This is a genomic window from Pseudoalteromonas sp. MelDa3, assembly GCF_002863625.1.
GTDB lineage: Bacteria > Pseudomonadota > Gammaproteobacteria > Enterobacterales > Alteromonadaceae > Pseudoalteromonas > Pseudoalteromonas arctica.
In genome coordinates this window covers 1-22,485 of the sequence record NZ_PJBR01000051.1, presented here as the reverse complement: position 1 = coordinate 22,485, position 22,485 = coordinate 1, and the positions used below count along the sequence as shown (strand labels likewise).

Here is a 22,485-nt window from a genome sequence, read left to right as displayed (position 1 = left end):
TAAAGTGTATTTTTACTTTGCTTAATATAAAAACAGGTAACGCACAAAACAACAGTAAAAAGGCTATGAGCTGCGGGTTTAAATAGCTCAGCGCTTCGCTTGAATCTGTTTCGAACGTGTTTTGAATCATTGAATAGTCAAACACGATGCCGTAATTTAATGAGCCGTAAAGCACGGCGCTCGAAATTATCAGTAAAAGGTAATTAAGTGGCTTTAGTAACCACCTAACCGACACTATCGAAAAGAAAATAATTAAAAGGCATAGCAAAAGTAGTGGCACTGAAAGTAAAAATAGCCACGAAAAGGAAGCCAATGAGGTGATGGCGCTAAACGAACCTTGAATAAAAGGAATGTTTATAACTAAACAGTAATAGCAGGCAATCATCACTACAAAGGCGTTTGCACTACAGTGAATGTAAAACCGTTTACTACGATTTGGCTTTTTTTGTGCTGATGTTTGGCTAATTACGTTCATATTTAGGCTCGTTTTAAATAACAACGCCATGCTATGCCATAATACTTAAGAGCTGCTTAAGGGAACCTACGCATTACCTGAAGGTGATAAATAATTTTATTTATAAAAATATTCTCAAAAATTAATCAAACCTTAAATAAGGGATATAAGAATAGTGAATTTCTGAGAATAAAATTAGAGCATAAAAAAACCACTACCAGCTTATATAATGAATTTTAAAACCTGATAAATTGCCTTTTAGTCTTTTTGTTAGATTAACTTTGGTGTTGACTTAAAGGGCCTAGCGCGGTACTAATATAAAAAGAGAGCGAAGGAATAACCTTCGCGATAATCGAACAAAATTTGGTATTAATTACATGCTTACAAACGCACTTAACCTAGTCCTGATTATTATCGTGGTGATTATTCCCGCGAGGGCTTCGTAGTGCTTTAAAAACTTAAGCATTAAAAAAGCCCTCCGCACTTAACCGTTCGGAGGGCTTTTTAGTTTTAAGGGCAAAGTTTTTAGCGTAAAAATGTAATTGGGTTGTCACTGAGGAATGAGGGTTTATTAATGACAGGCGCAGAACTAACAATCGACTTATTGGCCAAACACGGCGTAAATGAAGTATTTGGCTACCCAGGCGGAGCTATTATGCCAATTTACGATGCGCTGTATGGCGCGCCAGTCAAACACTACCTTACTCGCCATGAGCAAGGTGCAGGGTTTGCAGCTGTTGGTTATGCTCGCAGCACGCGTAAATTAGGTGTGTGTTTTGCAACATCGGGCCCAGGTGCAACTAACTTAATAACTGCCCTTGCTGATGCGATGATGGACTCAGTACCATTATTGGCGATCACCGGCCAAGTGCCTACTGCAGCTATTGGTTCAGATGCGTTTCAAGAAATAGATGTACTAGGTATGTCGCTTTCGTGTACTAAGCACAGCTACATGGTGGAACGAGCGGAAGACTTAGCAGAGATATTACAAGAAGCAATTCATTTAGCGCAAAGCGGCCGACCAGGTCCTGTACTTGTCGATATCCCAAAAGATATTCAAATGGCGCAAGTCCCTTTTAAGCCTTGGCTTGCAGCTGATGAATACTTACCTGAGTTAGATTTAAAGCAAGTTGCTATTGCTAATCAATTGTTGAGTGAGGCTAAACAGCCTGTAGCGTACGTAGGCGGTGGTGTACAAGCCGCTGATGCGCAAGACGAGTTAATGCAGTTTTTAAATAAAACGCAGATGCCTGCTGTATCAACACTAAAAGCATTAGGCAGTGTGTTACCTGACTACGAGCATTACTTAGGCATGCTAGGTATGCATGGTGGTCAAGCCGCTAATATTGCCGTGCAAGAATGTGATGTACTTGTGTGTATAGGTGCGCGCTTTGATGACCGCGTAACGGGTAACTTAGCTAAATTTGCAGCTAAAGCTAAAGTAATCCATTTAGATATCGATGCTGCTGAAGTTGGTAAGCGAAAACCTGCTAAAGCTTCATTAATTGCTGATTTAAAAACGTCGTTACCCGCACTTGAGTGCTTTGTAACACCTAAAGCGTGGTGTGACACAAATAAAGAAATGAATATTAAACACGCGTGGCGTTACGACTACCCAGGTGAGAAGGTCTACGCACCGTACTTATTAAACCAACTGAGCCAACGCATGCCAAAAACTGGCGTTGTGTGTTGCGATGTAGGTCAGCATCAAATGTGGGTAGCACAACACATGAAGTTTACTCACCCGAGTAATCATTTAAGCAGTGGTGGCGCAGGCACGATGGGCTTTGGTTTACCGGCTGCTATTGGCGCACAAGTAGCACGCCCTGATGACTTTGTTATCACTGTATCGGGCGATGGCTCAATAATGATGAATATTCAAGAATTGGCCACGATTCGCCGTAATAATTTACCTGTAAAAATATTAATTTTAGATAACCAGCGCTTGGGTATGGTTCGCCAATGGCAGGAACTGTTTTTTGAAGGACGTTACTCTGAAACTAACCTGTCGGATAACCCAGACTTTGTGCAACTAGCTGCTGTATTTGGTATTCCAGGGCAAACAATTACCCACGCGAACCAAGTTGATGATGCTATTACAGCATTAGTTAACAGCAAAGGCCCGTACATAGTACATGCCTGTATTGATGATAAAGAAAATGTTTGGCCACTTGTACCACCTGGGGCTGCTAACGACGAAATGATGACGGAGAAAGCAAAATGAAACATAGCCTAACTATTGCATTAAAAAGCCAAAGTATAGCGGTAGAGCGCTTTTTACGAGTGGTGCGTCATCGTGGTTTTGACCTTACGCATTTTCAACTCAATATAGATGATGGTTTATACAATGTAGCCATGACGGTAGATAGTGATAAACCTATTCACCTATTAACAAGCCAGCTAAATAAGCTAGTGGATGTTAAAGAAGTCACTTTACAAAATTTACAGCACCAACAGGCTGTGTAATTGCGAATTAAAAAATAATTTACGAGTAACTGAGACACTCAGTTATTTACCAATTTTAGAATGAGGAATGCCCGCTTTTATTGCGGCAAAAACAGAGGTAACTATGGCTAAATTAAGAAGTGCAACAACAACTGAAGGACGTAAACGTGCAGGCGCAAGAGCATTATGGCGCGCAACAGGTATGACAGACTCTGATTTTGGTAAACCGATTATTGCCGTAGTTAACTCGTTTACACAATTTGTACCAGGACATGTACACCTTAATCAGCTTAGTGAACTTATGGGTGAGACAATAACCCAAGCCGGTGGCGTTCCTAAAGAATTTAATACCATTGCGATTGATGATGGTATTGCGATGGGACACGGCGGTATGCTTTATTCGCTGCCTTCGCGCGATTTAATTGCTGATTCGGTTGAGTACATGGTAAATGGTCACTGCGCCGATGCTATGATCTGTATTTCAAACTGCGACAAAATCACTCCAGGGATGATGCTTGCAGCACTACGCTTAAACATACCGGTAATATTTGTATCGGGCGGTCCAATGGAAGCGGGTAAAACTAAGCTTGCTAACATCGATATTAAACTTGATTTAGTTGATGCCATGGTTAAAGGCGCTGATGAATCGGTAAGTGATGCAGATTCAGAGCAAGTAGAGCGCTCTGCGTGTCCTACATGTGGTTCGTGTTCAGGTATGTTTACTGCAAATTCAATGAACTGTTTGTTAGAGGCAATAGGCTTAGCACTTCCGGGTAACGGTACCACGCTTGCCACTCATAAAGACCGTAAACAACTGTATGTTGAAGCGGGTGCTCGTATTGTTGATTTATGTCGTGAGTATTATCAAAAAGATAATCAAGATGTATTGCCACGTGCTATTGCCAATAAAACAGCCTTTATGAATGCAATGGTTGTTGATATTGCAATGGGCGGCTCGTCAAATACCGTATTACATTTACTCGCTGCAGCGCAAGAAGCGGGCGTTGATTTTGATATGTCGCACATTGATGCGCTTTCTCGTAAAACACCGTTTTTATGTAAAGTTGCACCAGCAACACCAGAGTACCATATTGAAGATGTCCACCGTGCTGGTGGCATGATGGCAGTTGTTCGCGAGCTTGGTAAAGCGGGTTTAGTTGATATGTCGGTTAATCATGTCGCTGGGTCAACAATGGCTGAGCTTGTTAAAAAATGGGATGCAACCGACCCAACTAACGAAGCTGCGCGCAAGTTTTATCGTGCGGGTCCTGCGGGCATTCGTACAACTAAAGCAATGAGCCAAGAGTGTCGTTGGGATGAAGGCGATAATGACCGTGTGAATGGGTGTATTCGAAGCGTTGAACACGCTTATCGCCAAGACGGTGGCTTAGCTGTGCTTTCGGGTAATCTAGCCGTTGATGGTTGTGTTGTAAAAAGTGCTGGCGTAGTTGACGAAATGCTACATTTTGAAGGCACCGCCATTGTATACGAATCACAAGATGATTCAGTAGAAGGGATTTTAAATAACGAAGTAAAAGCGGGCGATGTAGTGGTTATTCGTTATGAAGGCCCTAGAGGCGGCCCAGGTATGCAAGAAATGCTATACCCAACAAGCTACTTAAAATCGAAAGGCTTAGCTGAAAAATGCGCACTTATTACTGATGGTCGCTTTTCGGGTGGTACTTCGGGTTTATCAATTGGACATGTATCGCCAGAAGCGGCGAGTGGTGGTGCAATTGCTTATGTTGAAAATGGCGACAAAATCATTATTGATATCGCAACACGTGAAATCACATTAGCGCTAAGCGACGAAGAACTTGAGGCACGTAAACAAAAGCAATTAGCACGCGGAAAAATGGCGTACAAGCCAGTTGATCGTGAGCGTTATGTATCGTCTGCTTTAAAGGCTTATGCATTACTTGCAACAAGTGCCGATAAAGGCGCAGTGCGCGACTTAGCTAAATTGGAGGCGCTTAGTTAATTATGGTCTCTCAAGAGCTCGATTATTTTCGCGCTATTATTCAAGCAAACATGGAGCCTTTGGCTAAAGTTACTGAGGTTAGCGAAATGGCTGAACTCAGTAAAAAGCTAGGTAACCATGTTTGGTTAAAGCGTGAAGACCAACAGCCCGTGTATTCATTTAAGTTACGCGGTGCGTATAACAAATTAAATAAATTACCTAAAGGCTCAGTGGTTATTACTGCTTCTGCGGGTAATCATGCTCAAGGGGTTGCATTGAGTGCATCTCATCTTGGGCATCAAGCGACTATTGTAATGCCAGTAACAACGCCTGAAATAAAAGTCAGCGCAGTGCGCGCACTTGGCGGTGAAGTTGTATTACATGGCCATCATTTTGATGCAGCAAAAGCCTATGCGCTTGAGCTTACAGAGCAACGCAATGGTATATTTGTCCCACCATTTGACGATCCGGATGTCATTGTTGGTCAAGGCACTGTAGCACGCGAGTTAATGCAGCAATTAAACGAGCTTGATGCTGTGTTTATTCCTGTTGGCGGTGGTGGCTTACTTGCTGGTATGGCGGTTTACATTAAATCGTTGCGTCCAGATATAAAAGTAATTGGCGTAGAAGCCGACGAAAGTGCGTGTTTACAAGCAGCACTTGAAGCCGGTAAGCCAGTAGAGCTTGATCGCGTTGGTAGTTTTGCCGATGGCGTAGCGGTTAAAATTATTGGCACTGAAACATTTCGTTTAGCGCAAAAGTTTTGCGATGAAGTTGTAACCGTTACTAGCGATGAAATATGTGCAGCCATGCAGGATATTTTTGTATCTACGCGTGCAATTGCAGAGCCATCAGGTGCACTTGCAACGGCTGGGCTTAAAAAGTGGAGTCAGCAGTCGGGGTTAAAAGGACTACATTTAGCGGCTGTGCTTTCGGGTGCTAATTTAAACTTTGATCGCCTGCGTTATGTTGCAGAGCGCACTGCGCTGGGTGAAAAAAACGAAGCGCTATTAGCGGTTACTATTAAAGAAGAAAAAGGCAGTTTTAAACAGTTTTGTGCTTCTTTAGGTGGCCGTGCTATTACTGAATTTAACTACCGTTATGCAGGACCTGGTGAGGCGCAAATATTTGTAGGTATTGCACTTCGCCAAGGCGAGCAAGAGCTCAATGAGTTAAAACAAGACTTAACAAATAACGATTATCAATTTTGCGATTTGTCGGATAACGAACTCGCTAAATTACATGTGCGTTATATGGTTGGCGGAAAAGCACCAGAGCAATTACATGAACGTTTATTGCGTTTTGAATTTCCTGAGTATCCGGGTGCGCTTGCACGCTTTTTAGATACTTTAGGCAGCAATTGGAACATTACCTTATTTCATTATCGTAATCACGGTGGTTCGATGGGGAATGTATTGGCAGGTTTTGCTATTGAGCCGAGTCAGTATGAAATGTTTAACGAGCATTTGAATCGCTTAGGTTACAGTGTACAAGATGAAACACAAAATCCGTGTTTTACCCAATTTTTAACATCAAAACCGCAAGCAGAAAAAGCCGAAAAACTCGCCTCAGTATAACCCTTCTTTAAAGGCAGGCACCTAACTAGGGTGCTTGCTTTATTACACGTTTTACATATAGTTACAGGTAATCGTCATACTTTTTGAGGACACCTATTTGCTATTTAAAGGATTAATCATTGGATTGTGCTTTTTTTGCAGCCATATCGCGGCGCAAGAATCAGTCACATTACAGCTAAAATGGACACATCAGTTTCAGTTTGCTGGCTACTATATGGCTAAGCAAAAAGGCTTTTATAATGAAGCGGGCCTTGATGTAACTATTAAACAAGCTAATCCAATGAAACCTGATACCTTTGGTCCTGTGGCCAGTGGCGAAGCACAATTTGGTGTAGGGCATTCCGGTATTTTACAGCAACGTATTAATGGTCAGCCTTTTGTTGCAATGGCAGCCTTATTGCAGTTTTCACCTTATTGCTGGATGGTAAAAGACACGTCTGATATTTTTCACCCTCGTGACTTTGTTAATAAACGTATCACTGCTGTGAGCAAAAATGACGGCACCGAGCTACTTATTATGCTTAAACGCAGTGGCGTTGATGTAGATAAACTCAAAGTTTACAATGGCGAAAATTTTAACCAGGCTTGGATTGAAAACAAGCTAGATGCTATGCAAGTTTATGTTACTACAGAGCCTTATTATATGACTCAACAAGGCGTAGCTCATCGGCTTGTTTGCCCACAGCGTTATGGTATGGACGTATATAGCGACATTTTATTTACTAGCGAAAACATGCTTAAGCAAAATCCGCAAACGGTCGAAAAATTCTACCAAGCGAGCCTAAAAGGTTGGCGCTATGCAATGATGAACATGGATGAAGCCATTGCAGTCACCCAGCAAAACTATGCACCGAGTAAGAGCTTTCATCAGCTCGCCTTTGAGGCTGAAGTACTAAAAAGTTATATAACCCCACCCACTACCAGTTTAGGGCATATGTCGATAGCAAAGTGGCGTTTAATTGCTGACTTATATGGCATACAGCAAAACGAATTTGACGAAGTGAAATCTCACTTTATTTATAAATACCAAGAGCCTGAAAAGATGCAATTATCATGGATGCTTATAGCAGCTATTTTGGTGAGTATTATTTCAATACCTTTGTATTTACGGCTGATTTTTAGCCAAAAATAACTGCTTAATGAGAGCTCACTGAGCTGATATAATTAATTGTCTTTTTATTTTTTAAGCTGTTATGACTTTAGCTGAGCAATTTTTTGCACTTGATTCACTTTTAATGCGCCATCGTCAGTATTGGCAGTGCACCGCATTTGATTTTGACACTATTCCTTGGCCAGAGCTGCAAGGCATACTTAACGAACTAACTGATGATCAGGTAACCGTTCTTGATAACGATCAAAATCAGCTATACCAATTTTTTAGCCAACACATAAACCAACTTGATGAACTTGCTAAGCTATGTGAGTTACCTAGCTCTGCACACTCTCGATCTGATTATCCGTTTTGGATAAGTAACGGCATTAAAGGTCGTAAGTTTGATCAGTTACAAGACTTTGTATCTGCACTACCTAATACTAAGCAACCAGTTTTAGAGTGGTGTGCGGGTAAAGGACACTTAGGGCGAATGCTTGCTTTTAATGGCGCAAGTGATGTGCATAGTATTGAACTGCAACAAAGCTTATGCGAGCAAGGACAAAAAAGTGCACAGCAACAAGGCTTGGCAATGCACTTTAGCCAAGCAGATGTATTAAAAGAGGATATCACTCAATTTTTTAATGCTGATATGCATGCCGTAGCGCTACACGCATGTGGTGGTTTGCACCAAGCATTTATGCGCCAAGCAAGTTTAGCGAAAGTACAGCAAATTAGCTTTTCACCTTGTTGCTATCATTTATTTACGGCTAATGAGTACCGTGTAATGAGTGAGGTTGCAAATAAAAGCGAGCTTAACTTAACGCATCGCGATTTAAAGCTCGCATTACAAGAAACCGTTACAGCGCCTTCTCGTCTGGAAAAAGTACGTAAAACAGAACTAGAATGGCGACTTGGTTTTGACGCACTTAGAAAATCGATTACTGGCGAGCAATATTATGTAAGCGTACCTTCGGTTAACAAAGCTATATTCTCAGATTCGTTTAAATCATTTTGTGCATGGGCTGCAGAAAAAAAGGCAATAAACCTAACTCAAGATACTGATTATAATAAATATTTAGATATTGGGGTTGCTCGAAAAAAAATAACTGACCGAGTTGAACTGGTTCGACATGTGTTCAGAAGAGCAATTGAAGTTTGGCTTGTGCTCGATCGTGCTTTATATTTGCAACAGCAAGGCTATCAAGTAAGCGTTAAAACGTTTTGTGAAAAGCAGTTAACGCCTCGTAATATTTTGATTCTTGCTAATACCCATTAAATTTCCGTCCTCGACTTAATAAGAGATGCAATGAGAAAGTTAAAAAATTTATTCGATAACAATAAACGTTGGGCTGCACGTACAAGCGAAGCTGATCCTGAGTTTTTTAAAATTTTATCTATGCAACAAAATCCAGAGTATTTATGGATTGGTTGTTCAGACTCTCGTGTACCTGCTAATCAAATAGTTGATTTATTACCAGGCGAATTATTTGTGCATCGTAACGTTGCAAACGTGGTTGTACACACTGACCATAACTGTTTGTCGGTTATGCAGTACGCTGTAGAGGTTTTAAAAGTAAAACATATCATGGTAGTAGGTCACTATGGCTGTGGTGGCGTACAAGCCGTTTTAAACAATGCAAAATTTGGCTTTATTGATAATTGGCTACGCCATGTAGGGGATGTAAAAGAAAAGCATCTTGAACAACTTGATGCAATGCCTGAAAGCGAACGTTTAAGCCGCCTTATTGAGCTAAATGTAATTGAGCAAGTGCGTAATGTATGCCGTACTAACATTGTGCAAGATGCGTGGGAGCGCGGCCAAGAGCTAAGCGTTCATGGTTGGGTTTATGGTTTAGAAAACGGCCACCTTCATGATTTAGAATCTGTAGTAACGTGCGCGAGTGAAGAAACGCAAAGCTACAAAAAAGCAGTGCAGCACGTACTTAATAAAGTGGGCGAAAATAAATAAATTTATGACTAAAACGGCGATATTAATAGGTGCTACAGGTTTGGTCGGTAATGAGTTGCTACATAAGCTACTTAAGAGCGATCGTTATACCAAAGTGGTTACGTTAAGTCGTCGGGCTTTGCCTATTACACACGCAAAGCTAGTTAATCACGTTATTGATTTTGAAAAATTAACTCAATACGTTGAGCTTTTTAAAGGTGACGTATTGTTTTCGTGTTTGGGCACAACCCGTAAACAGGCGGGCTCTACACAAGCTCAGCGTAAAGTAGATTTTGATTATCAGTTTATAGCGGCGCAGTTAGCGGCATGTAATGGTGTTACGCATTACTGCTTAGTGTCATCAAGCGGGGCGAACACGCACAGTAATAGTGCTTATTTGAAAATGAAGGGTGAGCTTGAGCAACATATTAAAGCACTCCCTTTTGATAAAATAAGTATTTTACAACCATCTTTATTATTAGGTGATCGTGAGCAATTTAGAGTGGCAGAAAAGATAGGCAGTATTATTTTTCCTGTTATTACACGACTTCCGTTTTTAAAGCGTTACAAACCAATAACAGGTGAGCAAGTTGCGCAAAAAATGCTGAGTGTGAGTTTAGCGCAGCAGGCTAAGTTATTTTATTATGTGCTAGATGAGCTATTTGAATAAACTTAGTAAAACGCAAAAGGCAGCCTAAGCTGCCTTTTTTGTACACTAAATTAATACCAATTTTATTAAAAAAATGATCATTCTAGCGTATTAAATAACTCACTAACTACGTTAAAAATTATTTATATAGAACAACTATGTACCATAATTTTAGCCTTGTTATTGAGCTATTTTCTTATCGCTATAATAGAACACTAATTTAATGCAATTGGTATAATTATTCAGCGTCAGTTTTAGCGCTAAGTTGTTGCTCTAGCAATGCAACTTTAGCTTCAAGTTCGGTTAGTTTTTCGCGAGTACGAATAAGTACTTGGCTTTGCACATCAAATTCTTCACGGCTCACAAAATCCATCTCAGCAAGCTTGTTTTGTAAAACTTGCTTTGTTTTACCTTCGAGTGTCTCTGCTAGGTTTTTTACACCTTGCGGCATATTGCTAGTAATTTGCTTAGCAATTTCTTCAAGTTTTGCTGGGTTGATCATATTTGTCCCTTCGATGCGGCCTAAAATAATAATAACTAATATTACCTTATACCCATGGTATTTAACACATGATCATCTTTACCTTAATTAATTAAGGCAATTGCTATGCTCGCAGTAGTGGTTACGTTAAAATTACGCGTCTTTTAAATTTCTTTGGTCGTTATGAAACTCAATCCTAAACAAGATGAAGCCGTAAAATATATTAGTGGTCCATGCTTAGTACTCGCAGGCGCAGGCTCTGGTAAAACCCGTGTTATTACGAATAAAATCGCTTATTTAGTGAAAAAATGTGAGTACAAAGCGCGAAATATAGCCGCTGTTACTTTTACCAATAAAGCAGCCAAAGAAATGCGTGAACGAGTACTGCAAACGCTCGGAAAGCAAGACGCTAAAGGTTTATGGGTATCAACGTTTCATACACTCGGTTTAGAAATAATTAAAAAAGAGTTGAGCACATTAGGGTTTAAACCCGGCTTTTCGTTATTTGATGATCAAGATACCAATCAGCTTCTAAGTGAGCTCACCGAAGATGAGCTAAAAAAAGACAAGGACTTACTCAAACTACTTAAAATGGAAATTGGTAGTTGGAAAAACGAATTAGTACTGCCAGAGCAAGCAATACGCGAAGCGCGTGATGCGCAAAAGGCATTGTTTGCACAGCTGTATGCTCGCTATCAAAATCAGCTACGTGCTTATAACGCACTGGATTTTGATGATTTAATTATGATCCCTACTTTGTTACTTACTAATAACGCCACATCTCGTGAGCGCTGGCAGCAACGCTTTAAATACTTGCTGGTGGATGAGTATCAAGATACCAATACAAGCCAATATCAACTTGTTAAATTGCTAGTAGGCGAGCGTGCCCGTTTTACTGTGGTAGGTGATGACGATCAATCAATTTACTCATGGCGTGGTGCTCGCCCGCAAAACTTAGTGTTATTAGGTAAAGACTACCCAGGGCTTAGACTTATAAAGCTTGAGCAAAACTATCGAAGTGCAGGGCGAATACTAAAAGCGGCTAACATTTTAATTGCGAATAACCCACATGACATAGAGAAAAAGTTATTTAGTGAACTAGGTTATGGTGAGCCGATTAAAGTAATAGGGTGCCGCGATGAAGAGCATGAATCTGAGCGTGTGGTTGCTGAAATAATTTCACATAAGTTTATGAAGCGTACCAGCTATAAAGATTACGCGATTTTATATCGTGGTAATCATCAAGCACGTGGCTTTGAAAAATCATTAATGAGTAACCGTATCCCTTATAAAATTAGTGGCGGTATGTCGTTTTTCGCTCGTTCAGAAATTAAAGATATTATGGCGTATTTACGTTTGCTAGTTAATCAAGATGATGACAATGCATTTTTACGTATCGTAAATACACCACGACGCGAAATAGGCACGGTCACACTTGAAAAGCTTGGTACGCTTGCTAACGAAAAGCACATGAGCTTATTTGCTACCTGTTTTGATAACGATTTAGGCTACAGACTAAAAGGGCGTGGTTTTAATGCGCTTGCTGGGTTTGCACGCTGGGTTGTTGAGCTATCCGATAACGCAGTACGCGGTGATACGCTCGAAGCTGTTAAAGACTTAGTGCGTAATATTAATTACGAGGCATATTTGTACGAGTCGTCACCGAGTGCAAAAGCCGCTGAAATGCGTATGAAAAACGTATCTGAGCTGTATCGCTGGATCACCGATATGTTGACCGGTGATGCCGACAACGAGCCAATGACATTGGCTGAGGTTGTTAGCAAGCTAACCCTTCGCGACATGCTTGAGCGTAACGAAGAAGAAGATGAAACCGATGCAGTGCACTTATCAACACTTCATGCATCAAAGGGCTTAGAGTATCCATATGTATTTATGGTAGGCATGGAGGAGGGCTTACTTCCGCATCAGGTAAGTATTGATGAAGATAACGTAGATGAAGAACGCCGCTTAGCTTATGTCGGTATTACTCGTGCGCAGCAGGAGTTAACACTTACTTATGCAAAAATACGTCGTCAATTTGGTGAAACCTCACAAACTGAGTTAAGCCGATTTGTACAAGAGTTACCGCAGGACGATCTCGCGTTTGAAAATAAAAAGGCGCCAAACACGCAAGCAGAGCGAATGGAAAAAGGCCAAGCAAGAGTCGCTAACCTTCGTGCAATGTTTAAAAAGCCTGAGTAATACCTCAGGCTAATTTTATAAAGACTGGGTTGCTTGTATTTCAGGTAACTCAGAACACACTAGAGCGTGTTGTTTTCCCACAAAAAATGCCAAACCGTGCTTGTCTAGTAAAGCTCTAAAATTAAGTATTGATGGGCCTTTAGCAATTACTTTCATTGCTTTGAGCTTCGTAATCGCTAGCACGCCCTGTAGCTGAAAATCGTAACTTTCTTGTTGTAAAACACGTTTACTAAAGGTCGAGCTAAGTAGCAGATAGTCAAAATTAATATCGGTTAGTAAATTAAGTTCGCATCGATCTTTAGCAAAATTGTTTAAACCAATTGAATAACCAAGTTGTGATAGCTTTTTGAGGTTTTCTATTTGTGTTGCGCTTGCGTGACGAATTTCTTGCTCATCAAATAGCAAACAGAGCTGGCTATGTCCTTGTTGTTTATTTAGTGTATCTGTAAATAAAACAAATTCGTGCTCCTCGAGTAGTAAACCAGAGCAAGGAACCAGCGCCATAGTTACATTTGCGGTAATTGCTTGTGCATAAGCGCGTTGTAATAACTGTAACTCTATCTCAAGGTGCTGTTCTTTATCTGATGCAAACTTTTTCAAAATATCAAAGCTAGTAAAGCCAAGTATTGGGTGTTCACCAAATGCTTCAAATAAAGATTCAGACTGATGTTGCTCATCAAGCGTAATTATTTCTGAGCTTCTAAAGCTCATAGGTAATATATCAAGGTGATGTTGTGCTTTTAGTGCCTGCGCAGGTATTGATTGCGTTAATAGCGGATGAAATAGCTCGTAGCGATTTTTTCCGGAGTTTTTAGCGTGATACATTGCAGCATCGGCATCACGAATAATTTCATCCGTATGCGTATAGCTTTTCTTTGAGTAGGTTATTCCTATACTAGCACCACTTTGAAGTGATTCGCCTTTAAGGAAAAAAGGCTTTTTCATTAAATCGATAATACGATTAGCGACATCTTCTGCTTGTTGAGGCTCAGTTAAGTGCGTTAATAATATAACAAACTCATCGCCACCTAAGCGTGCTAGTAAATCATGTTCGCGTATACACTGGGCAAATAACTCACTAACGTTAATTAAAAACTGATCGCCAGCATGGTGACCAAGTTGGTCGTTAATGTCTTTAAACTTATCTAAATCAATAAATAAAACAGCAAAATTATGTTCAGGAAAGCGCTGATAATGTTGTAGTGTTTTTTCAAGCTGAGTTAAAAAGAGGCTGCGATTAGGTAAGCTAGTAAGAGAGTCGTGATGTGCGTCGTGATAAAGCTGCTGTTCTATTTTTTTACGCTCATCTATTTGCATTTGTAAGTGCAGATTTGTTTGACGCAGTTCTTTGGTTTTTTCGTTTACTCTAAATTCGAGTTCTTGATGGCTTTTTGCAATCGCTTGATTGGTGAGCTTTGTTTGTAAAACCGCTGCAATTTGATGAGATACAAAGGTAATTAACTCGCAATCATCCCGGCTGAAAATATGTTTGTTATCGTAAGCTTGGCAAACAATAAGGCCGATAACACCTTGAGCTGTTTTAAGTGGAGCGCCTAACCAACTAGTGGCCATTTGCTCTTTTTGTACAGGCTTAGCTCTTTGTACTACACCGCTTTCTATTAATTCTTTTGCTCTACACGGGTGTATAAGTTGCGTTTCTTCAGTGCTTATTACCAGTTCACTATAACCTTTAGCAAAGCGTCTTGGTTGTGTGTTTTCTTTAAATTCATCTACACAATAAGGGAAGCTTATCCAGCCAGACTCTTTATCGTAAAGTGCAATATATAAGTTTTCTGCGTAGGTAATTGTTTTTATTATTTCATGTATCTTAAAGTAAGCATCATCAAGGTTTTTAGCTTGCGTTGCTATTTCAGATATTTTAAACAGAATTTGTTGGCGTTGAAGTGCGCGTTTGCGTTGTTCTATTTCAAGGTTTAACGCGTCGTTACTTTGAGTGAGTGCTCGGGTACGAATTTTTACTTCCGACTCAAGGAGCTCTCGTTTTTTTACACGCTCTATTGCAGTTGCTAAATAAAGCGACATAAACTCAAGTAATTGTATTTGTTGTGAGCTATAGCCCTGTTTTGTATCGTAACTTTGCGCTGCTAAAACACCGATAATATTGTGTTCTTGGTAAACCGGTACACCTACCCAATGCTCTGCTGGAGTGCCTAATGCTTTAAATAAACCTTCTGCTGCGGCATTTTGCATTTGCTGCTTGGTAAAACATGTGGTTTTACCCTGTTTAAATACATAGCCAGTGGCGCCTTCATCAAAGCTATTTGATTGGTTAAGGGCGACGGCAATACCATCTTTTTCATCTGAAAAGTAAGAAAGTTCTAGCGATTGACTATATTGATTTAATAGCACCACATAAAAACTTTTACTCGGCACATATTTTTGTAAAATGTCGTGGATAGCGGGATAAAGTAGGGTTAGCTCGGCAACAGTACTTGCTTGCTCTGATAATTGTATCAGCGCATTTTGTAAGTGATGTGATTGTTTGTATTTATTGAGTAATGTTTTTAGACGTTTATTTTGATACGCCAATTTACTCGATACTGAGAGTTTATCTTCCAATGATCTAACCGGCTATTTTTATTGTATAGTTATTAGCCTTATACTTTCACTTTTAGCGCTTATCGTCAAGTTGATATTCGTACTACCATACTGGCTAGAAACACTATTTTAGGTATTAAAAAAGGCTTACCGAAGTAAACCTTTTTTGTGTATTTCAGCTGTATTTACTTAGATGTCATGAAGTCGATAGCAGCGCTTATCTCATCATCAGAACAATCCATACAGGTGCCTTTTGGAGGCATCGCATTAAAGCCATTTAGTGCATGCTCAAGTAAAGTGTCTTTACCTTTAGCTATACGTGGAGCCCAATCGTCAGGCGATTTAGGCGCGCCTAGTGCACCAGTACCGTGACATGCAAAACATGCACCTTGATACACTTGCTCACCAGAACGAGGGCCTGTAGGCGCCGCTGCTACAGCAGCTTTATCGCCTTCAAGGTATACAGCACCAACCGGCGCGAGACGTGCTTTAATTGCATCTTCAGTCATAGAGTTATCATATGGCTGTGCGTATGCAGTGGTTGCTAGCATTAATAATGCTGCAGCTGTTAATTTTTTCATTTTGCCTTGCTCACTTCGATTTGAACGTGATCAATCACGATTAAAGATGACGGAAATTAAACCGATTATAACTCTCTGAGCCAATTTATAAAATGCTAAGAGGCGTTTTTATTAATAAAACTGACTACTTTTTGCGTTAACGCAATAAAATTTAATTATTTACTGTTTTTTGTTAAGCAATTTAATAAGCGCAAACAGTCATACAATTAACTTTTAGATCCTAAGATCAATTTATTGATAATACGCTACTAACTAGTTTTTCGATCCCTGCATCGGCTTCAATAATCGATTGCGCAAGCATATAAGCTGGGGTTGTAACTAGCTTATTTGGCTGATCAATAACAACATCATCTACTGCACAATTTATATGTTTAGCGCCTAATGTGCTTAGCGTTTGTGCTGTCTCTGCATCGTTACCAATAGTAAGTATGGCGTTATCGTAAATAAATGGGATCAAAGCGGGTGCAATACACATATAACCAGCAGGCTTATTTTCTTTTGCAAATGATTTACAAGCATTAAGGACGTCTTCATTAATATTTGCTTTTGCGCCTTTAATTGCAAAGTCACATAAGTTTTTTGCAGCGCCAAAACCGCCAGGTACAATTAATGCGTCAAACTGAGTTACGTCTAGTTCAAGCAGCGATTTAATGTCACCCCGTGCAATACGAGCCGCTTCTGTTAATACATTACGTTTATCAGGCATTACTTCGCCCGTTAAATGGTTAATGGTATGAAGTTGTTCAATATCCGGTGCAAAACACTGATACGTTGCGCCATTTTTGGCTATATGTAATAAAGTTAAAATTGCTTCATTAATTTCACTACCATCGTACACACCAGACCCTGCTAATATTACCGCTACGTTTTTCATGCTTTTGTGCCCCTAAAGTCTTTTTTATAAGTCGATCGGATGAAGTCTAACATGCTCAAAATTTCTCGCGAAAATAAATTTTTAGTACAAAAATCATTCCCTATGCAAGTTGTTTTGCGGTTTATGCCATTTGCGATCACTTTGCCTTTAAAAAAATTATAAAGGATCGCTATGATCTTCGATCCATTGTGCTAGAATACTCCTCCGGTTATTTAAATGGACGCGAATAATCAAAGTGAATAACAACACAAGCAGTCGTTAGAAAACCTTTTTCCACATTGGTTTAAAATAATAAAAAAAGAACCTCGTATTATCTTTTTTAAATTAAAACATACAGTTAAAGTATTTTCTAGGCATTTTATGATGCTTTGGAAGAATAGCTCGTGGCTGTTATCTACACACTTATCCACAGCTTGCTATAGTTTTAATAACACGATAAGCAGTAATTCACTGTCGTTTTATTTACTACCTTATGGCATGCTTATAATTACCTTAATTTTTTGCATTTAGGATCCAAATTCACCATGGCTCAGATCCCCGAAAACCCACTTATTTTAGTTGATGGCTCGTCATATTTATTTCGTGCTTATCATTCTCCGCCGCATTTAACTAATTCTAAAGGTGAAGCTACGGGCGCTATTTATGGCGTGATCAACATGCTTAAAAGCTTGATCAGACAATACGATCCCTCACATATGGTGGTTATATTTGATGCTAAAGGTAAAACGTTCCGTAACGATATGTATAGCGAGTATAAGGCAAATCGTCCGCCTATGCCGGATGACTTACGCACTCAAATAGCACCGATACACAGTATTATTAAAGCGATGGGCTTTCCGCTAATTAGTATTGAAGGCGTTGAAGCTGATGATGTTATTGGTACATTTGCACGTATAGCGTCAGAGCAAAAACGACATGTACTCGTCTCTACTGGCGATAAAGACATGGCACAGCTTGTTAATGAACACGTTACGCTAATAAACACGATGACCGACAGTATTTCAGATCCCGTTACCGTGGTTGAAAAGTTTGGTGTAGGCCCTGAACTTATTATTGATTACTTAGCATTAATGGGTGATAAGGTCGATAATATTCCGGGTGTTGAAGGTTGTGGTCCTAAAACTGCAGTTAAATGGTTAGAAAAATATGGTTCTCTTCAAGGTGTAATGGATCACGCCAGTGAGATTAAAGGTAAAATAGGCGAAAAGTTAGCAATTGCTCTTGATCATCTGCCTTTAAGCTACGAACTTGCGACAATTAAGTGCGATGTTGAAGTTGAATCTGATCTTGATACATTCAAGCTTCAAGAGCCTAACAAAGACGAATTAATTGCATTATATGGTGAGTGCGAATTCCGTCGTTGGTTAGCTGAATTACTTGATAATCCTAAAGATGCTGAAACACATTTAGCTGTACCTACCGAAGCCACTGAATTACCAAAAGTAGAAGATGCTCATTACGAAACTATTTTAACGCAAGCTCAGTTTGATACGCTAATAGAGCAATTAAATAGTGCTGAGTTATTTGCATTTGATACTGAAACAACCAGCCTTGATTACATGAAAGCGCAATTGGTGGGTATGAGCTTTGCCGTAAAAGCGGGTGAAGCTGTGTATTTACCGGTAGCGCATGACTATCCGGGTGCGCCTGAGCAATTAAGCCTTGAATTTGTGATGCAAAAGCTAGGTCCAATTTTGGCAGATGAAAACAAAGCTAAAGTAGGGCAAAACCTTAAATATGACAAAAGTGTATTAGCGAATACAGGTTTTGCGCTAAATGGTATTAAGTTTGACACCATGCTTGAGTCGTATGTATTTAATAGTGTAGGCACGCGTCACGATATGGACTCGCTAGCACTTAAATACCTAGGTCATAAAAATATTAGCTTTGAAGATATTGCTGGCAAAGGTAAAAAGCAACTTACCTTTAACCAAATTGAACTTGAAAAAGCAGCGCCTTACGCCGCAGAAGATGCCGATATTACTTTGCGTTTACACGAAGTGCTTTGGCCAAAAATAGCAGCTGATGAAAAGCTAAAATCGGTATTTGAAGATATAGAAATGCCACTTATTAGTGTGATTTCTGATATTGAACGCACCGGTGTTGCGATAGATAGCAATATGCTTGGAGCGCATAGTCAACGTTTAGGCGAGCGTTTAATTGAGCTTGAAAAAGAAGCGTTTGAAATAGCAGGCGAACCATTTAACTTAAGTTCTCCAAAACAGCTACAAGTACTGTTGTTTGAAAAGCTTGGACTGCCTATTATTAAAAAAACGCCTAAAGGTGCACCTTCTACCGCAGAAGAAGTACTGCAAGAACTTGCTCATGATTATCCGCTACCTAAAGTCATTATAGAGCACCGTGGTTTATCAAAGCTTAAATCAACGTATACCGATAAATTACCATTAATGGTGAATGAGAAAACCCAGCGTGTACATACGTCTTATCATCAGGCAATTACAGCTACGGGGCGCTTGAGTTCAACGGATCCTAATTTACAAAATATTCCTATTCGTTCAGAAGAAGGACGTCGTATTCGTGAAGCGTTTATAGCCGCAGATGGTTATAAAATTGTTGCTGCCGATTACAGTCAAATTGAGCTGCGTATTATGGCGCATCTTTCACAAGACAAAGGTCTATTAAATGCATTTGCTAACGGCTTAGATGTACATAGTGCCACTGCCGCTGAAGTCTTTGGTGTAGAGCTTGATGATGTAACTACCGATATGCGCCGTAAGGCGAAAGCAGTAAACTTTGGCTTAATTTACGGTATGTCGGCATTTGGTTTAGCACGTCAGCTAGATGTGCCACGCCACGAAGCGCAGCATTACATAGATAAATACTTTGAGCGTTTTCCAGGTGTATTAGAGTACATGGAAACAACACGCGAAAAAGCAGCTGAAAATGGCTACGTTGAAACAATATTTGGTCGTCGTCTACATTTACCAGAAATAAACGCACGTAATGGGGCGCGTAGAAAAGGAGCCGAACGTGCTGCTATAAACGCACCAATGCAAGGTACTGCCGCCGATATTATTAAAAAGGCAATGCTGAGCGTTAACCGCTGGGTACACGAACAAGCGCCAAATACAATTAAGCTGCTTATGCAAGTGCACGATGAATTAGTATTTGAAATCAAAACAGACTGCGCACCACAGTACACAAAACACATCTGTGAACTGATGTCGCAAGCTGCTGCGCTAGATGTACCACTTATAGTTGAAGCTGATGAAGGTGACAATTGGGAACAAGCTCATTAATGCAATTTGAGCATTTTAATTAAAGCGCCTTTTGGCGCTTTTTTTATGTTTAATAAAGATGGCGAATAACAGCGATTCAATCAGGTATATGCAAGCTTTAGTTAAAATAAGGTTAATTTAAGCAACTATTTGTATTAAATAGTTATATGTTCGTCAATTCGAGCTGTTTTACAGGAATATGATTGTATTTTAATGCGTGCTTTTGTTAAAGTCCCGCCTGTCCTATCCTGTAGGACATCCTGTTGATGATGCATCTGAAAGGGTGCAACAAATTGATAGCTTCTCCCCAGTTTGCTATACCGGCCTACCAACTTGTTTGGTGGGCCGTTTTTTGTTTTACGCCTGAAAATCCTATCTAATTAATTCTTTATTGCGCTATACCAATTGTATTATTCATTCGTCATTTCGAGGTGGTTTGGGTACATCGCAGGTGATACCATCGAAGTGATATTATTTTTATTCTTTTCATTTTATTACTAAGGAGTGCGTTATGTTTAAAGCATTAGCTATTGCAGGTTTTTCTTTATCAAGTTTAGTTATTTCTAATGTTGCTCAGGCCAATTGGCAGCTAGTGAATGATAAAAGCCAACTAAGCTTTGTTTCAATTAAAAAAGATTCGATTGCTGAAGCTCACCATTTTACTAACCTTGAAGGTATGCTTTCTGATAAAGGCGAGTTTAGCGTTAATGTTGATTTAACATCAGCCGAAACTCTAATTCCTATTCGTAATGAGCGTTTAACGACATTTTTATTCGAAGCCGCTAAATTCCCCAATGCTGTTTTAACTGCAAATTTAACTAAAGAACTGAGCAATATTAAAAAGCCTGGTCAATATGTATTGAAGGGTATTAAAGCTGAGCTTGATTTTCACGGTAATAAAAAGCCATTGGCAATTGATGTACTCGTTAACAGCACGCAAAGTGGTGATTTAACGGTATCATCATTAACACCTATTATTATTAATAGTGATGATTTTGGTGTAACTGAAGGCGTTAAAAAGCTGCAAGAGCTAGCGGGCTTACCTTCAATTGCAACAGCAGTGCCTGTTACATTTGCAATTACACTTAAAAAACAGTGATTTCTTTAAGTGAGCTTAGCAAGCAATTAAGCGAGCCAAGCAAACCTTTTGATAGTTGGCAGCCTAATCATTGTGGTGAACTGCCAATTGTCATTAATCATGAGGGGAAATGGTTTTACGATGGCAGCGAAATAACACGCCCAGCCATGGTGAAGCTGTTTGCTTCTGTTCTATGTAAAGAAGGTGAGCAATTTTATTTAAAAACACCTGTCGAAAAAATAACAATAACGGTTGATGATGCGCCGTTTATTATTGTTGATTGGCGTTTTGAAAATACAGTGCAAGGGCAGGTGTTGTGTTGTATTGATAATTTAGCTAGGCAGTGGTTGGTGAGCGCTCAGCAGCCTTTAGTTATAAAAGACTATAAAGGGTCAAAAGTGCCTTATCTAAAGCTACCTTATGGCTGTAGTGCGCGTGTTGCGCGAAGCGTATATTATCAGTGGGCTGAAAAAGCCGAGTCTGATAAGCTCGGCTATTTTATTAAATCTGCAGGAAAGCAGTTTTATTTATCGTAACGCCAGCGTTTAAGCCTCTGGGTTAGTTTCGTCTGTGATTGTTTCATCGGTAGGTGGTACAGCAATAACAGGACCTAAAAACCATTCATCTAGTTTTTTAGCTACTTCTGGTAAACCCGTGCCTTTTAATGATGAAAATGCATGAACTGTAATATCCCCATCAAGCGTGCTTAATTCACGACGAACTTGCAGTACTTGTGATTTACGAGGGCCTTGCTTTAATTTATCGGCTTTAGTTAATAGTGCCAATACTGGAATTTCACTACCAATAGCCCAATTAATTAAATCGCGGTCTAAATCTTTTAATGGATGACGAATATCCATTAAAATAACAATACCTTTTAGGCTTTGACGCTTTTGTAGGTATTCGCCTAGCGATTTTTGCCATTTCTTTTTCATTTCGATTGGTACTTTAGCAAAACCATAGCCTGGTAAATCGATAAGGCGCATATCGTCAACATCAGCTAAATCGAATGTATTGATTAGCTGAGTACGTCCAGGTGTTTTACTTGTACGTGCTAGCTTCTGATCGGTTAATGCATTTAATGCACTCGACTTACCTGCATTGGAGCGACCGGCAAACGCAACTTCAATTCCCGTATCAGCAGGTAATTTAGTAATGTCGGGAGCGCTTGTTACGAAAGACGCAGTATTATATTTGATACGAGATTTGAGCACAGGCTCTCCTAAAACTTAAAAAAATAACATTGAGTAAACCAAATTCACTCAGGGCGCGTATTTTATACTATAAAGGATGTATTAAAAAGCGTATTTAACCACCTAAAAACAGCACCTATGGTACATTTAAA

Annotated in this window: 18 protein-coding genes; 12 read left to right on the top strand and 6 right to left on the bottom strand. The window is 39.7% G+C overall.

Annotated features, from left to right (window positions below):
- Positions 1-475, bottom strand: a 475-nt coding sequence (locus tag CXF89_RS11245) for a phosphoethanolamine transferase domain-containing protein (protein ID WP_121954629.1), incomplete at its 3' end; no start/stop codon positions are given.
- A gap of 553 nt (positions 476-1,028) precedes the next feature.
- Between CXF89_RS11245 and ilvG the strand changes: the two genes are divergently transcribed.
- The 8 genes from ilvG (at position 1,029) to CXF89_RS11205 (ending at position 10,147) form a co-directional block, all read left to right on the top strand.
- Positions 1,029-2,678, top strand: a complete 1,650-nt coding sequence (gene ilvG, locus CXF89_RS11240; RefSeq protein ID WP_007582116.1) for an acetolactate synthase 2 catalytic subunit — start codon at positions 1,029-1,031, stop codon at positions 2,676-2,678.
- Positions 2,675-2,920, top strand: a complete 246-nt coding sequence (ilvM, locus tag CXF89_RS11235) for an acetolactate synthase 2 small subunit (protein WP_024600392.1) — start codon at positions 2,675-2,677, stop codon at positions 2,918-2,920. Before ilvG ends, ilvM begins: the two co-directional genes overlap by 4 nt.
- 103 nt (positions 2,921-3,023) lie before the next feature.
- Entirely contained in the window at positions 3,024-4,880 is a 1,857-nt protein-coding gene (gene ilvD, locus CXF89_RS11230; RefSeq protein ID WP_121954628.1) for a dihydroxy-acid dehydratase, read from the top strand.
- A 2-nt stretch (positions 4,881-4,882) separates the two neighbouring features.
- On the top strand, positions 4,883-6,436 hold the full coding sequence (gene ilvA / locus CXF89_RS11225; protein ID WP_007582109.1) for a threonine ammonia-lyase, biosynthetic: 1,554 nt from the start codon (positions 4,883-4,885) through the stop codon (positions 6,434-6,436).
- Between the two features lie 97 nt (positions 6,437-6,533).
- The gene (locus CXF89_RS11220) at positions 6,534-7,568 is read left to right on the top strand and encodes an ABC transporter substrate-binding protein (RefSeq protein WP_024594413.1); all 1,035 of its coding nucleotides are present in this window, start codon (positions 6,534-6,536) and stop codon (positions 7,566-7,568) included.
- 61 nt (positions 7,569-7,629) lie between these two features.
- Positions 7,630-8,805 carry a methyltransferase gene (locus CXF89_RS11215; RefSeq protein WP_121954627.1) on the top strand — a complete coding sequence of 392 codons (1,176 nt, stop codon included), beginning with the start codon at positions 7,630-7,632 and terminating at the stop codon, positions 8,803-8,805.
- A 30-nt stretch (positions 8,806-8,835) separates the two neighbouring features.
- Complete coding sequence (can, locus tag CXF89_RS11210) at positions 8,836-9,498, top strand: carbonate dehydratase (protein WP_007582103.1); 663 nt, start codon at positions 8,836-8,838, stop codon at positions 9,496-9,498.
- A 4-nt stretch (positions 9,499-9,502) separates the two neighbouring features.
- The gene (locus CXF89_RS11205) at positions 9,503-10,147 is read left to right on the top strand and encodes an NAD(P)H-binding protein (protein WP_121954626.1); all 645 of its coding nucleotides are present in this window, start codon (positions 9,503-9,505) and stop codon (positions 10,145-10,147) included.
- A gap of 217 nt (positions 10,148-10,364) precedes the next feature.
- Here CXF89_RS11205 and CXF89_RS11200 read toward each other — a convergent pair whose 3' ends face one another.
- Positions 10,365-10,628: a ubiquinone biosynthesis accessory factor UbiK gene (locus tag CXF89_RS11200; RefSeq protein ID WP_121954625.1), complete on the bottom strand. Its 264-nt coding sequence runs from the start codon at positions 10,626-10,628 to the stop codon at positions 10,365-10,367.
- A 162-nt stretch (positions 10,629-10,790) separates the two neighbouring features.
- Here CXF89_RS11200 and rep point away from each other — a divergent pair, with 162 nt between their 5' ends.
- A complete protein-coding gene (rep, locus tag CXF89_RS11195; protein ID WP_024589913.1) occupies positions 10,791-12,809 on the top strand; it encodes a DNA helicase Rep in 2,019 nt (672 codons plus the stop codon).
- 15 nt (positions 12,810-12,824) lie between these two features.
- Here rep and CXF89_RS11190 read toward each other — a convergent pair whose 3' ends face one another.
- The 3 genes from CXF89_RS11190 to elbB form a co-directional block, all read right to left on the bottom strand.
- Positions 12,825-15,389, bottom strand: a complete 2,565-nt coding sequence (locus CXF89_RS11190) for a sensor domain-containing diguanylate cyclase (RefSeq protein ID WP_007582095.1) — start codon at positions 15,387-15,389, stop codon at positions 12,825-12,827.
- Between the two features lie 164 nt (positions 15,390-15,553).
- The gene (locus CXF89_RS11185; RefSeq protein ID WP_007582093.1) at positions 15,554-15,949 is read right to left on the bottom strand and encodes a c-type cytochrome; all 396 of its coding nucleotides are present in this window, start codon (positions 15,947-15,949) and stop codon (positions 15,554-15,556) included.
- A 226-nt stretch (positions 15,950-16,175) separates the two neighbouring features.
- Positions 16,176-16,823 carry an isoprenoid biosynthesis glyoxalase ElbB gene (gene elbB / locus CXF89_RS11180; protein ID WP_024606998.1) on the bottom strand — a complete coding sequence of 216 codons (648 nt, stop codon included), beginning with the start codon at positions 16,821-16,823 and terminating at the stop codon, positions 16,176-16,178.
- 524 nt (positions 16,824-17,347) lie between these two features.
- Between elbB and polA the strand changes: the two genes are divergently transcribed.
- From polA to CXF89_RS11165, 3 genes are all read left to right on the top strand, one after another.
- Positions 17,348-20,083 carry a DNA polymerase I gene (gene polA / locus CXF89_RS11175; RefSeq protein WP_121954624.1) on the top strand — a complete coding sequence of 912 codons (2,736 nt, stop codon included), beginning with the start codon at positions 17,348-17,350 and terminating at the stop codon, positions 20,081-20,083.
- A 490-nt stretch (positions 20,084-20,573) separates the two neighbouring features.
- Entirely contained in the window at positions 20,574-21,161 is a 588-nt protein-coding gene (locus CXF89_RS11170; RefSeq protein WP_007582084.1) for a YceI family protein, read from the top strand.
- Positions 21,158-21,676 carry a DUF1285 domain-containing protein gene (locus CXF89_RS11165; RefSeq protein WP_010553821.1) on the top strand — a complete coding sequence of 173 codons (519 nt, stop codon included), beginning with the start codon at positions 21,158-21,160 and terminating at the stop codon, positions 21,674-21,676. Before CXF89_RS11170 ends, CXF89_RS11165 begins: the two co-directional genes overlap by 4 nt.
- Positions 21,677-21,685: 9 nt before the next feature.
- Here the strand turns inward: CXF89_RS11165 and yihA are convergent, their stop codons facing one another.
- Positions 21,686-22,354 carry a ribosome biogenesis GTP-binding protein YihA/YsxC gene (gene yihA, locus CXF89_RS11160; protein WP_007377272.1) on the bottom strand — a complete coding sequence of 223 codons (669 nt, stop codon included), beginning with the start codon at positions 22,352-22,354 and terminating at the stop codon, positions 21,686-21,688.
- Positions 22,355-22,485 lie beyond the last annotated feature (131 nt).

Excerpts from the sequence above, each read along its gene's own strand:
- CXF89_RS11205 (WP_121954626.1), top strand. The coding sequence starts at position 9,503 with ATGACTAAAACGGCGATATTAATAGGTGCTACAGGTTTGGTCGGTAAT.
- ilvD (WP_121954628.1), top strand. The coding sequence starts at position 3,024 with ATGGCTAAATTAAGAAGTGCAACAACAACTGAAGGACGTAAACGTGCA.
- CXF89_RS11185 (WP_007582093.1), bottom strand. The coding sequence starts at position 15,949 with ATGAAAAAATTAACAGCTGCAGCATTATTAATGCTAGCAACCACTGCA.
- ilvM (WP_024600392.1), top strand. The coding sequence starts at position 2,675 with ATGAAACATAGCCTAACTATTGCATTAAAAAGCCAAAGTATAGCGGTA.
- elbB (WP_024606998.1), bottom strand. The coding sequence starts at position 16,823 with ATGAAAAACGTAGCGGTAATATTAGCAGGGTCTGGTGTGTACGATGGT.
- ilvG (WP_007582116.1), top strand. The coding sequence starts at position 1,029 with ATGACAGGCGCAGAACTAACAATCGACTTATTGGCCAAACACGGCGTA.
- polA (WP_121954624.1), top strand. The coding sequence starts at position 17,348 with ATGGCTCAGATCCCCGAAAACCCACTTATTTTAGTTGATGGCTCGTCA.
- CXF89_RS11170 (WP_007582084.1), top strand. The coding sequence starts at position 20,574 with ATGTTTAAAGCATTAGCTATTGCAGGTTTTTCTTTATCAAGTTTAGTT.
- ilvA (WP_007582109.1), top strand. The coding sequence starts at position 4,883 with ATGGTCTCTCAAGAGCTCGATTATTTTCGCGCTATTATTCAAGCAAAC.
- can (WP_007582103.1), top strand. The coding sequence starts at position 8,836 with ATGAGAAAGTTAAAAAATTTATTCGATAACAATAAACGTTGGGCTGCA.
- CXF89_RS11200 (WP_121954625.1), bottom strand. The coding sequence starts at position 10,628 with ATGATCAACCCAGCAAAACTTGAAGAAATTGCTAAGCAAATTACTAGC.
- CXF89_RS11215 (WP_121954627.1), top strand. The coding sequence starts at position 7,630 with ATGACTTTAGCTGAGCAATTTTTTGCACTTGATTCACTTTTAATGCGC.
- rep (WP_024589913.1), top strand. The coding sequence starts at position 10,791 with ATGAAACTCAATCCTAAACAAGATGAAGCCGTAAAATATATTAGTGGT.